Source organism: Nocardia sp. NPDC006630, from assembly GCF_040611495.1.
Lineage (GTDB): Bacteria > Actinomycetota > Actinomycetes > Mycobacteriales > Mycobacteriaceae > Nocardia.
Window position 1 is genome coordinate 75,018 of record NZ_JBEXOK010000006.1, and the last position, 13,820, is coordinate 88,837.

A 13,820-nucleotide genomic window follows, 5' to 3' on the forward strand; every position below is an offset into this window, starting at 1 on the left:
TCCGATTCTGGTGGATCCCGGCCACAGGCATGCCGGGATGACGAGAGAAAAGCGTCATCGCCGGGGCCGCCGCGGCACCCGGAATTCCCACTCGGCCCCGGAGCCGTCGTCGCCCACGGCTTCGAAGAGTAGATGCGCGGTACCGTCGAGGGCCGCGATACGGCCGATTATGGATCGTGAAACTCCCATGCGCCCTTGCTCTTCCGCCTCGGCGAGACGTCCGGACGGAATACCGGGACCGTCATCGCGCACGCTGACAATGACCTCGTCGCCGGTATCCTCCAGCAGCACATACGCTTTCGCGCCCGGTCCGGCATGCTGAGCCACATTGGCCAGCGCGGCCGCGACGGCCGCGGAGATCTCCCGGGCTTCGAACCGGCCGATGGGCACGGGCTCACCGGGTGTCGAGATGAGCACCGACGGGGTGGACTGGGCGGTCAGCAGCGGACGCAGATCCTGTTCGACACCCCCGATGTCCGCGCCGACCCCCTGCTCGGAGATGAGGACCCGCAGCGCGACCTCCTGCTCACCGGCGCGCTGCGCTAATTCGGCAGTGGGACCGCCGATTTCGCCGCCCCGGCGTTTGATATAGCTGAGTACCTGCAGCACGCCGTCGTGGACTTCCCGCGCCAGCCGCTCGCGCTCCTGCGCCGCCGCGGTCAGCCGTACGGCGCGTTGCAATTGCTCCTGCGCGCGGCGAGCGGTGTTGGCGGCCAGCCCGATTGCCAGGCCCACCGACACCAGCACCGGCGTGGTGGCATCGCGCCACAGGTCCAGATCCCACTGCGCGCGGGCGGTGACCATGACCGCCGCGATGAGCAGTCCGGAGGCGATACCGCCGAGCGGACCCCACAGAATGGCCGCGGACATCACGGCATTGGCGGCCCACAGCGTGGTCGGCAGCGCCTGATGGTTGTGATACCAGTCGTAATTCGCGACCAGCCGGGTCGCGAAGATCAGCGCGATGACGATCAGGTGATCGCCCACCACGACCGCGATCCGCACCCGCCGCACATTGTGAACACGCCACTGCGACAACAGCACCGCCGAGACCCCCGACCACACGGCCATCACCGCGATCAGCACCCAGCTGAGCCGCTGATTCGTGTAGTGCGGTGCGGACGCGATCTGCTGCCCCGCCGCGTACAGCAGGGTAACCAGCCGGAATGCCTGCGCCGCCCGCCACAGTGGGCCGGTGGCGGCGTCGCGGGGATCGGGTTCAGTCCGCGGTATCACCGGAGCTCGCGGCGGGCTTCGATCCATCGGAGGAGCTCGCTGGTTCCGGCAGATCCCACCGGTCCGGATCGGGGGCATCCGGATCGGCGCTGTACATGGATTTATGTGGATCGTGCGGGTGCAGTTCCTGATACAGCTCATCCGGCGAATCGGCCAGCAGCGATCGGATGGCGGTATTGAGCACCGCCACGAACGGCACCGCGAGCAGACCGCCGGCAATCCCGGCGAGCACGATGCCGACGGCGATCGCCAGCACCACCGCGAGCGGATGAATGCGCACCGCGCGGCCCATCAGCAAGGGCTGCAGCACATGCCCTTCCAGCTGCATGACCGCGATGGTGATGCCGAGAACGATGAGCGCGGTGACAAAACCCTTGGTCATGAGCGCGATGAACACCGCGACCGAACCGGCCAGGAACGAGCCGATGATCGGAATGAACGCGCCGATGAACACCAGCGATGCCAGCGGAAGCGCCAGCGGGACATTCAAAATCGCCAGACCGGACCCGATGCCGAGCGCGTCGACACCCGCGACCATGACGGTGGCGCGCACGAATCCGGTGAGGCTGCCGAACCCGAGCCGCCCCGCCGTGCGCACCCGCTCCCGGTTCCGTGCCGGGATGACCTTGGTGATGAACTGCCAGATCTGGTCGCCGCCGTAGACGAAGAAGATGAGGATGAACAGCGTCAGGAACGCGCCGGTGAAGAATTCGCCGATCACGGTGGCGGTGGTCAGCGCACCGCTGGTGAGCGCGTTCTGATTCGATTCGACGGTCTTGACGATGGTGTCGCCCGCATTGCGAATCTGCTCATTGCTCATATGCAGCGGACCGTTGATGAGCCAGTCCTGAATATCGTGCACGCTGGTCTTGAACTGGTCGGACAGCTGCGGCACACCGGTGACGAACTGTTCCACGACAAAGGTCATGATCCCGGCCAGCAGTCCGAGACATCCGGCCAGCGCCACGAACACTCCGAGCGATCGCGGAACCCCGAGCCGCTGCATCCAATCCACCAGCGGCGACAGCAGTGCCGCCCCGAGCAGTGCGATGGACAGCGGAATCATGACGGTCGCCAGCCGGTGTGCGAGATAGGCCAGCGCCAGCACCGCCGCGAAGATGATGAGCATCCGCCAGCACCACTCGGCGGTCTCCCGCACCAGCGGGTGCACCGCATCCGCAGCGTCCCGCCGGCGCGCCGAACCGCCCTTCCCGGTACCACTCTTCCCGGCCTTATTGGGCGCTGCCTGCGATCTACCGGGCTCTGCCTCCGCCTCGCTCACGATCTCGAGCCTAACCTGTGAGACCCACAAATTGCCTCCGCTGCCCTCCGCCCCGCCTCCCCGGAAACTCAGCACACGGCTGACCTGCTATGCGAGGTTGAGGGGACGAGTACCAGCAATGTAGGGGCGGCCCATTTCGGGAACCGTGAAAAGGAACCCATTCCAATCGCCGGCCCTCGCGCCCGACCACCGCCACCGCGCTGGTGTGCGCAGACTCCAGGAGTGACGAGCCGCTAGATTGGTGTCTGTGTCAGCGCCCTTGGAAGCGGTCAAACAGACCATGAGAACACGCTGGCCGCTGTACCTCGCATCGATGCTCGCGGCCAATGCGTTCGGTGCTGTCCTGGTGTGGGCGTTCATCCAGTACGGACTGCCCGTGCCGGAGCGGGGGTCCAATGCGACCCGGCAGACCGGGTTCCTGCTGCCCGCGCTCGTGTTTCTCATCGGCGGGCTGCTGAGCCTGACCGCTTCGGCGCTCATGTTGCGGCCGGTGATGCGCTGGCAGGTGCGCGGCGGGCCGCCGAGCCGCCAGGAGCAGATGGCCGCGCTGCACGCACCGCTGCGGCAGTCCATCGTGCACCTGGTGCTGTGGCTGGTGGGCGGCGCGGTGCTGGCATCGCTGATCATTGTGCGGGCCCCGGAGCTGGCGGCCGCGGTGATCGTCACCGAATGTATGGCCGCCACCATCGTTTTCGGCTTCACCTACATGCTGGGCGAGCGGATTCTGCGACCGGTCGCGGCCGAGGCGCTGACCGTCGGCGCGTTCGATCACACCCTGACCGCCGGTGTCGGCACCCGCATGGCCATGACGTGGGGCATGGGGACCTTCGCCCCGGTGATCGCCATTGTGCTGCTGTGCGTCACCCAGATCTCCTCGCGCGTGCAGTTCTCCGCGCAGTCGCTGGCGGTATCGATTCTGCTGCTGTGCGGTGTGGTGATCATGCAGGCGCTGGCCCTTTCCATGCTCACCGCGGCCAGTATTTCCGATCCGATTCGGCAGCTCAGCCAGGCCATCGATCGCGTGCAGGAAGGCGCGCGGGATGTGCAGGTGGAAGTGTTCGACGGTTCCGAAATCGGGCTGCTGCAGGTTGGCTTCAACCGAATGATGGGTGAGGCCGCAAAACGTCGAGAACTGCAGGAATTGTTCGGTCAGCATGTCGGCGAGGAGGTGGCGCGGCGGGCGCTGGAGTACGGCACCGAACTCGGTGGTGAAACCCGATTCGTGGCGGTGCTGTTCGTCGATATGGTCGGCTCCACCGCCACCGCGGCGGAACGTCCGCCGACCGAAGTGGTCAGTCTGCTCAACGAGTTCTTCCGCATCGTGGTCGATGTGATCGACCGCCATCACGGCCTGATCAATAAATTCATGGGTGATGCCGCGCTGGCCATTTTCGGTGCGCCCCTGGATCGCCCGGATGCCCCGACCGCCGCCCTCGCCGCCGCCCGCGAACTGCGCGAAGCCCTGCGTGAGGTGCCCGGATTGGATATCGGCATGGGCGTTTCGGCGGGCTTGGCGGTGGCCGGAAATATCGGTGGCGCAAATCGATTCGAGTACACCGTGATCGGTGATCCGGTCAACGAGGCCTCCCGTCTCACCGAACTCGCGAAGGATCGCCCGGGCCGCGTCCTGACCTCGTCGAGTGCGCTGTATTTCGCCGATGAGAACGAACAGCGGCATTGGGAAACGGGCGAAGAGGTCCAACTGCGCGGCCGCCGGCGGAAAACCCGGTTGGCCTGGCCCAAAGAAAGTACCGACCCGACGGATGCAGACGAGGCGGTAGCCAGTTCGTTAGGGTGAGCATGTGACGGCCCATGGTGAGCTGGCCGGCGAACCTGCGCCGCCCGCGGAGAACTCGCGCCGCGGCAGGTTCTGGTGGGCCAAATGGGTGCTCGGGGCCGCGCTGCTGAGTCTGTTGATTTCAGAAGGCTTTTATCTATATCCCCGCCTGCACGAATCCTGGAAGAACCTCACCGAAATCCATTGGGAATGGGTCGCCGCCTGCATCGTGATGCAGGCGATTTCCATGAGTGGCTTCGGCGCCATCCAGAAGCAGCTGCTGCATGCGGGGGGCGTGGAGGTCAGCCACCGGAAGTCGGTATCGGTGGTGTACGGCTCCACCGGCATGTCGCTGACACTGCCCGCCGGGCAGGTGTTCTCGACCGCCTTCACCTATCGGCAGATGCGGCGCTGGGGCGCGAGTCCGATCGTGGCGTCCTGGCAGCTGGTCATGTCCGGGGTGGTGGCGGCCGCCGGCCTGACGCTGCTGGGCCTGTTCGGCGCGGTGCTGGCCGGGGATCGGGTCGGGCCCGCCAAGGTGATCTTCTCGCTGGGCGCGGTGGCGCTGCTGGTGTGGGCCCTGAACTATGTGGCCCGGCACCCGGGCACCGTCGAAGCGGTGGTGCATCGAATTCTGCGCCTGGTCAACAGAATTCGACATAGACCCGCGGAGACCGGCGCCGAGAAGATCGGCGAGGTCCTGAACCAGTTGGAGTCGGTGGATCTGGGCCGCAAGGACGGCGCCTGGGTGGTGCTGTGGGCCCTGGTGCACCGGCTCGCCGACGTCGCCTGCCTCGGTTTCGCCTGCTATGCGGTGGGCGCGGACCCCCGCCTGGCGGGGCTAATGCTGGCCTTCGCGGCCGGAAAAGCGGTGGGCACCATCCCCTTCGCCCCGGGCGGCATCGTCTATGTGGACGCCACCCTGATCTACTCGCTCACGGCGGCCGCCGGTCTGCCCGCCGCCCAGGCCGTGGCCGCGGCCTTCCTCTACCGCCTGATCAGCTTCATTCTGGTGGCGATCATCGGCTGGATCGTCTTCCTCTTCCTCTTCCGCAAACCGCATGACGACGACGCGGCGTACGAGAAGGAATTCGAGGAGCGCGGCACTCCCCTGATCGCCGAACCCCGGCGGCCGAATGCCCCGCCCGGCGAGGATTCCTGACCTTCGAAAGCTCCCTCCCGCGGTGAGACGAGTGTCCCTCGCAGCGGGATGTAGGACGCCCGATAACCTGTGGCCCGTGAAGAAACTCGCGCCGTTCGTCGCAGATGCCGTACTGGTGATCGTGTTCTGCGCAATCGGCCGGCACAATCACGATGAGCCGGTGCTCGCCGGAATGGCCCGCACGGTCTGGCCTTTCGCCACCGGCCTGCTACTGGGCTGGGTGATCGCCATCGCGATCGCCGCCGGAGGTGAAGGAGCCAGCGCGGCAAAGCGTTTCGACGGCCGGCCGGTGTGGCCGACCGGTGTCGTCATCTGGCTGAGCACGCTCGTCGGCGGCATGCTGCTGCGCGTGGTGAGCGGTCAGGGCATCGCCTTCAGCTTCGTCCTGGTCGCCGCGACCGCGCTCGCGCTGTTCCTGCTCGGCTGGCGGGCCGGCCTGAAAGCGCTGCGCTGGAACTAGTTCGGAGCACGCAGCGAAGACCCGGCAGTCGGAACTAGTCCGGGACCGCGAGCGACTGCAGCAATCGCGCAGCCATCCGAGCGGTGGAATCCCCGCTGTCCACATCGTCGATGTGAATGGCGAAGGCGAGATCACCCATGGTGGCGATGATCCAGCCATTGGTGCCCGCCTGAGCGGCGAACGCCTGCACGCCCTGATAGCGATTGAGGCTGGCCAACTCCGGGGCCGCCGTGCCGTCGCGGAGCATGCCGCGCAGGCGATCGGTGACATCACCGGGGAGCGCGGGCAGGTCAGCTTCGGTGGTGGCCGGGACGCCGATCTGGATCATCGGCTTGGGCACCTGGCCATTGGCGATGGCGGCCGCCGCGATGGCCATACCCCAGGGGCTGGCCAGCAGTGAGTCGGCGGCATTACCGCGGCCGACCTGTTCGGCCGCGTTCTTGCCGGTGGGCAGGCGGCCGGTGGTCTCGTCCAGGCCGGGGATCTTGAAGTCGATGCCGACGCCGAGCATGCTCGCGGCATCGGCCGCATCGCCGACCGAGACGTCCTGCGGCGCTTTCTTCTTGGTGATGGCCGCCATGTTCTTGAACAGCTCGATCATGCCGCCGACCGGGTACAGCCCGGTGAAAGCCACCGAACCGTGCTCACTGGCCTGGCTGTTCTGAGCGGCGGCGACGATCGCGCCACTGGAGGGCTGGATGGCCACGATGGAGGCGGGCGTGCCGACGCTCACCACCGCGTCCTCGGCGGCGCGCTGCAGATGCTGGTCCATGGTGCCGGGGATATCCGGTCCGGGCGGGCCCTGTTCGCCGGCGAGCTGGGTGACGAAGGCGCCGTCCGGATCGAAGAGCTGTACACCCCAACCTGAGCGCTGATCGTTATTGTTCTGCCACACCTTGTTCAGCGAGTCGAGCATCGGCGACCACACTCGGCGGTCGGCGGAGATCAACCTCGGCTGCTGTTCCATGACCACGCCGGGGATGGCCGCCATCTTGGGTTGCAGGATGGCGAAGTCGCCGTCGCGCAGGTTCACCGCGACCACGGGTTTGCCCTGCGAGGCCGACAGCTGTTGCAGCAGTGACGGTCCGGTGATGAGCGGCGCGACCGGGGCGATGGCATCGGCCAGCGCATTGCTGGAGGCGACCGGATCACCGGTTTTGGTGGGGTCGAGTTTGACCACATTGATGGTCTGCTCGGTCATGAGCGGCGCACCGACGATGTCATTGACGTGCGGCGCCGGCGTGGCATAGGTGCGGACCAGCTTCACGGTGCGTTTGCTGTCCAGCTGCGGGATGATCAGCGCCGGATCCCATGAGATGCGCCAGCCCACACTGAGTTTGCGCACGGTGCCCTGCAGGTCGTACTTCCAGTTCCTATTGTCCCCGAAGTTCCAGGCCGCACTCATGCTGAACAGACCGGTATTGCCGTCGAGGCCGATGAACTGGGTCACCTGGTAGTCGGGTTTGCCCGGGTTCAGCCCGCTGAAGACTTGCTTCAACGTTGCGGACGCACCATTCGGGTAGGACGTCAGCTCAGCTGCGTCCTCGTAGTTCTGTTTGTCGAGCAAGCTGGAGAATCGCTCGACAACAGCCTCCGCACCGGTCGCTCGCTCCCGGAAAGCACACGACCCCATCGCAATCGCGAGGGCGAGCACCCCCGCGAGCACGATCGCGCCACGGATCCGGAAGCGGCGGGATCCCCACACATCCATATCGCCCACTCTTCACTCTTGCCACATCAGCAACAGGACCACGGTACCGCGTTCAAATCACTCGCGGTGCCACCTTTCCACCAGGCGTGTATGTACCGAGATCCACCATAGTGCCGATTTCGGCCCGCAAGGACCAGTTACATGATCACCGGTCGGTTACGGACCTGGCGTATTCACGCCTCCGCCAACCGCTCAGTACGTACCCCGTGGCGTGCTTGCGCAACCGTCGTGATCACCCGCCCGAACCCCGTTCTCCGAGAGCGGAATCCATTCGCCCGGAATGAACGTAACGTTGTAATCAGAATTACAACTCGACACAGCAAGTGAGAGTGACCGCCATGAGACACGGACATCGTGGACGTGAGTTCGGACGCCCCGGAGGCTGGCAGCAAGCCGACCTGCCCGACGCCGCAGACGCTTCCGATTGGTTCGCTGGAAGATTGCCAGCCGACTGGTTCACCGGACCCCCGACCCTCGAGATCGACCGCGACGAAATCGTCGTAGTCGGCGAACTTCCCCTGCCCACTCCCGAATCCGCCGAGGGTGAGGATGCGGCCGAAGTGCCGCAGGCCACCCGCGAAGGCCTGGTTTCCCGCTTCCGGGAATCCACCCGTGCGGCCCGCATGCAGATCGCCCAGGAGGCCCAGGCCCGCTACGGCCGCAATGTCGCCTGGGGCGTATCGGCCGGCGAGGACCGAATCCTGTTCACCCACCTGGCAGTTCCGGTCATGACCCGGCTCCGCCAGCCCGAACGCAAGGTTCTCGACACCCTCATCGACGCGGGTGTCGCCCGGTCCCGCTCCGATGCGCTCGCCTGGACCGTGAAACTCGCGGGCAAGCACGCCGAGGAGTGGCTCGACGAACTGCGCGGCGCCATGCGCAAGGTCGACGACCTGCGCTCCGAAGGACCGCGCGGGCTCTGAAACCCGCGCCCGCGGCTCGGGTCCACGGCGAGGGGCCTGGACCCGGGCCGCCGGCGGTTCAGCCGATACAGTGAGCGCATGGCTGCTTCCGCCGGTCCGATCCTGGTGCTCAACGGTCCGAACCTGAATATGCTCGGCACCCGACAGCCCGAGGTGTACGGGTCCGACACCCTCGACGATGTGATCGAGCTGTGCCGCAAGACGGCGGCGCGATTCGGCCGCGAGGTCGAGGCGTTCCAGTCCAATCATGAAGGCGCGCTGATCGACCGGATCCATGCGGCGCGCGGCGTCGAATCCGGGATCGTCATCAATCCGGGCGGCTTCACGCACACCTCGGTGGCGCTGCGCGATGCGCTGGTGATTCCGGAGGTGCCGATCGTGGAGGTGCACATCAGCAATGTGCATGCGCGCGAAGAGTTCCGGCACCACTCCTTCGTCTCCCCCATCGCCACCGCGGTCATCGCCGGTATGGGGATCCAGGGCTACGCGGCGGCGATCGAGTTCCTCGCGACCCGCTGACAACACCTCTCCGATCAGGCCCGGCTCACCTCGAGCCGGGCCTTTTTCGGTCTTTTCCGGGGCAGCCGAATATCGCTTCCGCACCACGAGATGTAGTAGGTATGCTACATATCATCCGGCTTCTACTACGGAGGATGGTATGACCGTCGGCGAAGATGTTGTTTTGGACGTCGAACAGCTGCGAATGCGATATGGCACGCGAGATGTGCTGCACGACGTCACCTTTCAGGCACACGCGGGCGAGGTGCTCGTGCTGCTCGGCCCGAACGGGGCGGGCAAGACCACGACCATCGAAATTCTCGAGGGCTTCCGCATGCGCTCGGCGGGACGGGTATCGGTGCTGGGCGCCGACCCCGCCCACGGGGACGAGGCCTGGCGCGCCCGGATCGGGGTGGTGCTGCAGTCCTGGCGCGATCACGGCAAGTGGCGGATCCGCGAACTACTCGACTACCTGGGCATGTTCTATGCGCCCTACTCCTCCGGCAGCATTCGGCGGCCGTGGGACACCGATGAACTCATCGCGGCGGTCGGTCTCACCGCACATGCCGATGCGAAGGTCATGACGCTGTCGGGCGGGCAGCGCCGGCGGCTGGATGTGGCCATCGGCATTGTCGGGCGGCCGGAGCTGCTGTTCCTGGACGAGCCGACCGCGGGCTTCGATCCGCAGGCTCGGCGCGAATTCCACGATCTGGTGCACCGGCTCGCCGATAACGAGCACACCACCATCCTGCTCACCACCCACGATCTGGATGAGGCGGAGAAGCTGGCCGACCGCATTCTGGTGCTGGCGGGCGGGCGGATCATCGCCGACGGATCCGCCGATCAGCTCTCCCGGCGCATTGCCGGTGAGGCCGAGGTGAAGTGGACGCGGGACGGTCAGCGCTTCGTGCACACCACCACCGAGTCCACCAAGTTCGTCTACGAGCTGTTCCAGCAGCACGGCGCGGAGATCGAGGAGCTGGAGGTGCGGCGCGCCTCGCTCGAGGACACGTATATGACACTGGTGCAGCGCTTCGAGTCCGGCCAGGAGGACAACGATGTGCACACGCTGGAGGAGGTAGTCCGATGAATCCCATCAGCATCGCGGTCAAGGCCGGGTTCCGGCGCGGCTGGATCGAGCTGCGCCAGACGCTCACCAGCGGCCAGGACCTGTTCATCCAATTCTTCTGGCCCGTCATGACTTTGGTCGCGCTGTTCCTCATGCGCAATGGCAGCTTCGCGGCCAGCGGGCTGAAGCTGGGTGCGCTGGCGCTGCCGGGCGTACTCGGCATGCTGATCGCCTTCAACGGCATGTTCGGCATCTGCCAGGGCCTGACCACGGATCGCGAGGACGGCACGCTGTTGCGCGCCAAGGCGACTCCGAACGGCATGGTCGGCTATCTGATCGGCAAGATCGTCATGGTGTCCGGAATCGTGCTCTCCCAGCTGATCATGGTGCTGGCGGTGGGCGCGTTCATCATCGGCGGTGTGCGGCTGGACACCGCCGGCTCCTGGATCACCCTGATCTGGGTACTGGTGCTGGGCCTGCTGGCCGTGCTGCCGATCGGCGCGGTCCTGGGATCGATCTTCGAGAGCCCGCGCGCCATCGGTTTCCTCTCGTTCCCCATCATGGGTCTGGTGGCGATCTCCGGAATCTTCTACCCGATGACAGCCCTGCCCGGCTGGCTGCAGGGCGTGGGTCAGGTCTTCCCGATCTACTGGCTGGGCCTGGGCATGCGCTCGGCCCTGCTGCCGGACAGCGCGGTGGCCGTTGAGCTCGGCCACTCCTGGCGGCATCTGGAAACCGTTGCGGTACTGGGCGTCTGGTCGATCGCCGGACTGCTGCTGGCACCGGTGGTGCTGCGCCGCATGGCGCGACGGGAATCCGGGTCGAGCGTGGCGGCCCGGCGCGAGAAGGCCATGGCACGTGCCTACTGAGGTCATTTTCAATCGGATCGCGATGCTGCGCGCCGAGCGCGGCATCTCCCGGCGGGAGCTGGCGGAAGCGCTCGGCGTGCACTATCAGACCATCGGCTACCTCGAGCGCGGTGAATACAGCCCCAGCCTGCATCTGGCACTGCGGGTTTCGCGGTACTTCGAGGTTCCGGTCGAGGTGGTCTTCTCCACCGACCCCTTCCCCCGCATCGGCTCCGAAACGGCCTAGTCCGCTGTGGGTCAGGCGCCGCGCATGACCGCATACACCGGTACCGGCGTACCTGCGCTCTCCGATGCGGCAATCGCCTTGCGCCACAGCGCCTGTGCGCTGCGGGAGAGCGAAGCGTCCACGCCCGCTTCCACACTGGCGTCGACCACGTGCTGTGCTCCGGCATCCATCATGGTCAGCTGGGCCCGATCACCCCAGCCGCCGGCTTTCGCGGCAGCGGCGAAATCGGTCATGAAGTAGGGAAACGCCTCGTTGGAGCGCAATGCGAACGGCAGAAAGCGGTCGATCTCGTTGCCGGAGTTCGTGATCAGTGCCAGGGCCTGATCGAAGGCCAGCATCCACGGATGGAAGATGGTGAGCAACGCCTGGTAGAAGACCTGCGCCAGACCGTCATCCACACCCAGGTACTCCTGCGGGCTGAGCGGGCGCAGCAACTCGGCGTGCACGTCGAAGACCTCGCGCGGACCGCTGTAGAAGATGTACGAGGCCGGATGCGCGATATTGTCGCCCGCCGACATGACGCCGCCGGACAGGAATTCCGCACCGTGCGCACGCACCCAGGCCCCACCCCGGCGCGTCTGCTCCGGTGAATCCGAGGAGAGATTGGCTATCACCTTGCCCGCCAGGTGTTCCGGCGCCTGACCGAGCACGTCGTACATGGCGGCGTAGTGGGTGAGGCTGAGCACCGCCACCTCGTTCGCATCCAGGGCCTCCGCCACAGTGGCGGCCCGCTTCGCACCGAGTTCGACCAGGGCGTCGGCCTTTTCGGCGCTGCGGTTCCACACGGTGACCTCGACGCCGGCCTCCAGGAAGGCCCGGACCATGGCCTGCCCCATCGGGCCCAGACCCAGAACGGTGACGGAACGCGGCTGCTGAGACATGGTGTGTCCCCTTCGAATTGTCGCTGGAATGGTGTCGGCGCCGATTCGATGGTGGCCCTGATCGGTAGCCTCGGGAAGACCGCACCTGCATGTGCGGTTGCTTACCTGCAGGTTCGAAATACGGTCAGGAGGTCCGCGATGAATACCGGCGGTGACGCGGATCACGACGTGTGCGGCATGTCCGTCGCCATCGACGTGGTCGGCGGGAAATGGAAACTGCACCTCATGTGGGTGCTGGGCGACGGCCCGAAACGCTTCGGCGAAATCCGCCGCCTGCTCACGGGTGTCAGCGAGAAGGTCCTCACCGAGAACCTGCGCCACCTGGAATCCAGCGGTGTGGTCCACCGCGAGATCTACCCCGAAATCCCACCCCGGGTGGAGTACTCCCTCACTCCCCTCGGCGAAGACCTCAACCAGGCCCTCCGCCCCCTGGAAAACTGGGGCGACCGAAACCGCACCCGACTCCTGGCCCCCACCCCTTGATCCGAACCTCTCCGCACTGACCTCACATCATGAATTGCTCGGCAAGGCGTTCGCCGACGCGCGCCACGAGGGTCGCGGCATCGGCCATGCAGCGCACCGGGTCTGGTTCCAAATCGGTGAGCGCGTAGGCGGCAGCGAATCCGGCGGCGCGCCACTGATCGGGGGTCAGTTGCAGGCGACCGGACACCGCTACGACCGGGATACCCGCGCGGCGGGCGGCGGTGGCTACGCCCATGGGTGCTTTGCCGTGCAGGCTTTGCAGGTCCAGGGAGCCCTCGCCGGTGATGACCAGGTCGGCTCCGGTGAGGTGGGCGGGGAAGTCGACGAGGTCGAGGACGACGTCGATGCCGGAGCGCGGGACCGCGCCGAGCACCGCCATGGCGCCGAAGCCGGTGCCGCCCGCGGCGCCCGCGCCGGGTTTGTCCGCCCATTCGGGGCCGATGAGGTGCGCCCAGATCGTCAGGGCTGCTTCGAGAGTCGCGATCTCGGCGGGACCCGCACCCTTCTGCGGCGCATAGACGGCGGCCGCTCCGGTGGGGCCGAGCAGCGGATTGTCGACATCGCTTGCGAGAGTGATGCGGGTGTGTGCCAGTGCCGGATGCAGGCCGGTACGATCGACCCGGTCACCGTGACCGAGAACTATTTCAGGCCAAGACAATTCGGTGCCGGAGGCATCGCGAATGCGGAGCCCCAGAGCGTGCAGCATGCCCGCTCCACCGTCGGTGGACGCACTGCCGCCGAGGCCGAGCACGATGTCGCGGACCCCGCGATCCAGGGCGTCCGCGATGACCAGACCGAGTCCGTAGGTGCTCGCGCCCAGCGGATCGAGTACTCCGCCAGGGAGTTTCACCACGCCGACCACTGCCGCGAGTTCGATCACGGCGGTATCGCCCCGGCGAGCGTAGGCGGTGTCGGCCTTCCTGCCGGTCGGGCCGAGAGCCTGCACCGGCACCCGCTCCCAGCCCGCCGCGAGGAAGGCGTCGACCGTTCCGTCCCCGCCGTCCGCGACGGGCAGCTGTCGCACCTCGGCGCCGGGTGCGGCGCGCACGATGCCCCGGGCGAGCGCGGCCGCGACTTCGGCGGCGGTCAGCGAGCCTTTGAATTTGTCCGGGGCGAGGATCACCCGGTGTGGTCCGGCATGTGTCACCCGCTCAGTCTCACCGATTTCCGCCCATGCGACACGCCCGGAACGCCGGAAACCAGATACGGACAAATTGCCTGGGCAAACCGGTTAGCGTCGCAG

General features: G+C 66.6%; 14 protein-coding genes. 9 read left to right on the forward strand and 5 right to left on the reverse strand.

The genetic code is table 11. From position 1 onward, the window contains the following. Positions 1-54: 54 nt before the first annotated feature. Entirely contained in the window at positions 55-1,236 is a 1,182-nt protein-coding gene (locus ABZX86_RS18595) for a DUF5931 domain-containing protein (protein ID WP_355124988.1), read from the reverse strand. Further along, positions 1,220-2,365 (reverse strand): AI-2E family transporter, encoded by a 1,146-nt coding sequence (locus tag ABZX86_RS18600; RefSeq protein WP_355125822.1) that lies wholly within the window; start codon positions 2,363-2,365, stop codon positions 1,220-1,222. Before ABZX86_RS18600 ends, ABZX86_RS18595 begins: the two co-directional genes overlap by 17 nt. Before the next feature lie 433 nt (positions 2,366-2,798). On the opposite strand from ABZX86_RS18600, the gene ABZX86_RS18605 reads away from it, so the two are divergent. The 3 genes from ABZX86_RS18605 (at position 2,799) to ABZX86_RS18615 (ending at position 5,917) form a co-directional block, all read left to right on the forward strand. Beyond that, the gene (locus ABZX86_RS18605; protein WP_355125824.1) at positions 2,799-4,316 is read left to right on the forward strand and encodes an adenylate/guanylate cyclase domain-containing protein; all 1,518 of its coding nucleotides are present in this window, start codon (positions 2,799-2,801) and stop codon (positions 4,314-4,316) included. Positions 4,317-4,320: 4 nt separating this feature from the next. Next, a complete protein-coding gene (locus ABZX86_RS18610; protein WP_355124989.1) occupies positions 4,321-5,457 on the forward strand; it encodes a YbhN family protein in 1,137 nt (378 codons plus the stop codon). Between the two features lie 76 nt (positions 5,458-5,533). Further along, the gene (locus ABZX86_RS18615) at positions 5,534-5,917 is read left to right on the forward strand and encodes a DUF3054 domain-containing protein (RefSeq protein ID WP_355124991.1); all 384 of its coding nucleotides are present in this window, start codon (positions 5,534-5,536) and stop codon (positions 5,915-5,917) included. 34 nt (positions 5,918-5,951) lie between these two features. Here the strand turns inward: ABZX86_RS18615 and ABZX86_RS18620 are convergent, their stop codons facing one another. Then, positions 5,952-7,628 carry an NTF2-like N-terminal transpeptidase domain-containing protein gene (locus ABZX86_RS18620; protein ID WP_355124993.1) on the reverse strand — a complete coding sequence of 559 codons (1,677 nt, stop codon included), beginning with the start codon at positions 7,626-7,628 and terminating at the stop codon, positions 5,952-5,954. Positions 7,629-7,966: 338 nt separating this feature from the next. On the opposite strand from ABZX86_RS18620, the gene ABZX86_RS18625 reads away from it, so the two are divergent. The 5 genes from ABZX86_RS18625 to ABZX86_RS18645 all read left to right on the forward strand — a co-directional run bounded on the left by ABZX86_RS18625 (position 7,967) and on the right by ABZX86_RS18645 (position 11,213). Continuing rightward, positions 7,967-8,551 (forward strand): hypothetical protein, encoded by a 585-nt coding sequence (locus ABZX86_RS18625; RefSeq protein ID WP_355124995.1) that lies wholly within the window; start codon positions 7,967-7,969, stop codon positions 8,549-8,551. 78 nt (positions 8,552-8,629) lie between these two features. Continuing rightward, positions 8,630-9,070: a type II 3-dehydroquinate dehydratase gene (gene aroQ / locus ABZX86_RS18630; protein ID WP_327142767.1), complete on the forward strand. Its 441-nt coding sequence runs from the start codon at positions 8,630-8,632 to the stop codon at positions 9,068-9,070. Positions 9,071-9,209: 139 nt separating this feature from the next. Next, positions 9,210-10,139, forward strand: coding sequence for an ABC transporter ATP-binding protein (locus tag ABZX86_RS18635; RefSeq protein WP_355124997.1), 930 nt, complete (start codon positions 9,210-9,212; stop codon positions 10,137-10,139). After that, positions 10,136-10,987 carry an ABC transporter permease gene (locus tag ABZX86_RS18640; RefSeq protein WP_355125000.1) on the forward strand — a complete coding sequence of 284 codons (852 nt, stop codon included), beginning with the start codon at positions 10,136-10,138 and terminating at the stop codon, positions 10,985-10,987. Before ABZX86_RS18635 ends, ABZX86_RS18640 begins: the two co-directional genes overlap by 4 nt. After that, positions 10,977-11,213 carry a helix-turn-helix transcriptional regulator gene (locus ABZX86_RS18645; RefSeq protein ID WP_355125002.1) on the forward strand — a complete coding sequence of 79 codons (237 nt, stop codon included), beginning with the start codon at positions 10,977-10,979 and terminating at the stop codon, positions 11,211-11,213. The genes ABZX86_RS18640 and ABZX86_RS18645 overlap by 11 nt, the downstream gene beginning before the upstream one ends. An 11-nt stretch (positions 11,214-11,224) precedes the next feature. On the opposite strand, the gene ABZX86_RS18650 is transcribed toward ABZX86_RS18645, so the two are convergent. Next, positions 11,225-12,094: an NAD(P)-binding domain-containing protein gene (locus ABZX86_RS18650; RefSeq protein WP_355125004.1), complete on the reverse strand. Its 870-nt coding sequence runs from the start codon at positions 12,092-12,094 to the stop codon at positions 11,225-11,227. A 138-nt stretch (positions 12,095-12,232) separates the two neighbouring features. On the opposite strand from ABZX86_RS18650, the gene ABZX86_RS18655 reads away from it, so the two are divergent. Further along, positions 12,233-12,577: a helix-turn-helix domain-containing protein gene (locus ABZX86_RS18655; RefSeq protein WP_355125006.1), complete on the forward strand. Its 345-nt coding sequence runs from the start codon at positions 12,233-12,235 to the stop codon at positions 12,575-12,577. A gap of 22 nt (positions 12,578-12,599) precedes the next feature. Here ABZX86_RS18655 and ABZX86_RS18660 read toward each other — a convergent pair whose 3' ends face one another. Next, positions 12,600-13,724, reverse strand: coding sequence for a glycerate kinase (locus tag ABZX86_RS18660; RefSeq protein ID WP_355125008.1), 1,125 nt, complete (start codon positions 13,722-13,724; stop codon positions 12,600-12,602). Positions 13,725-13,820 lie beyond the last annotated feature (96 nt).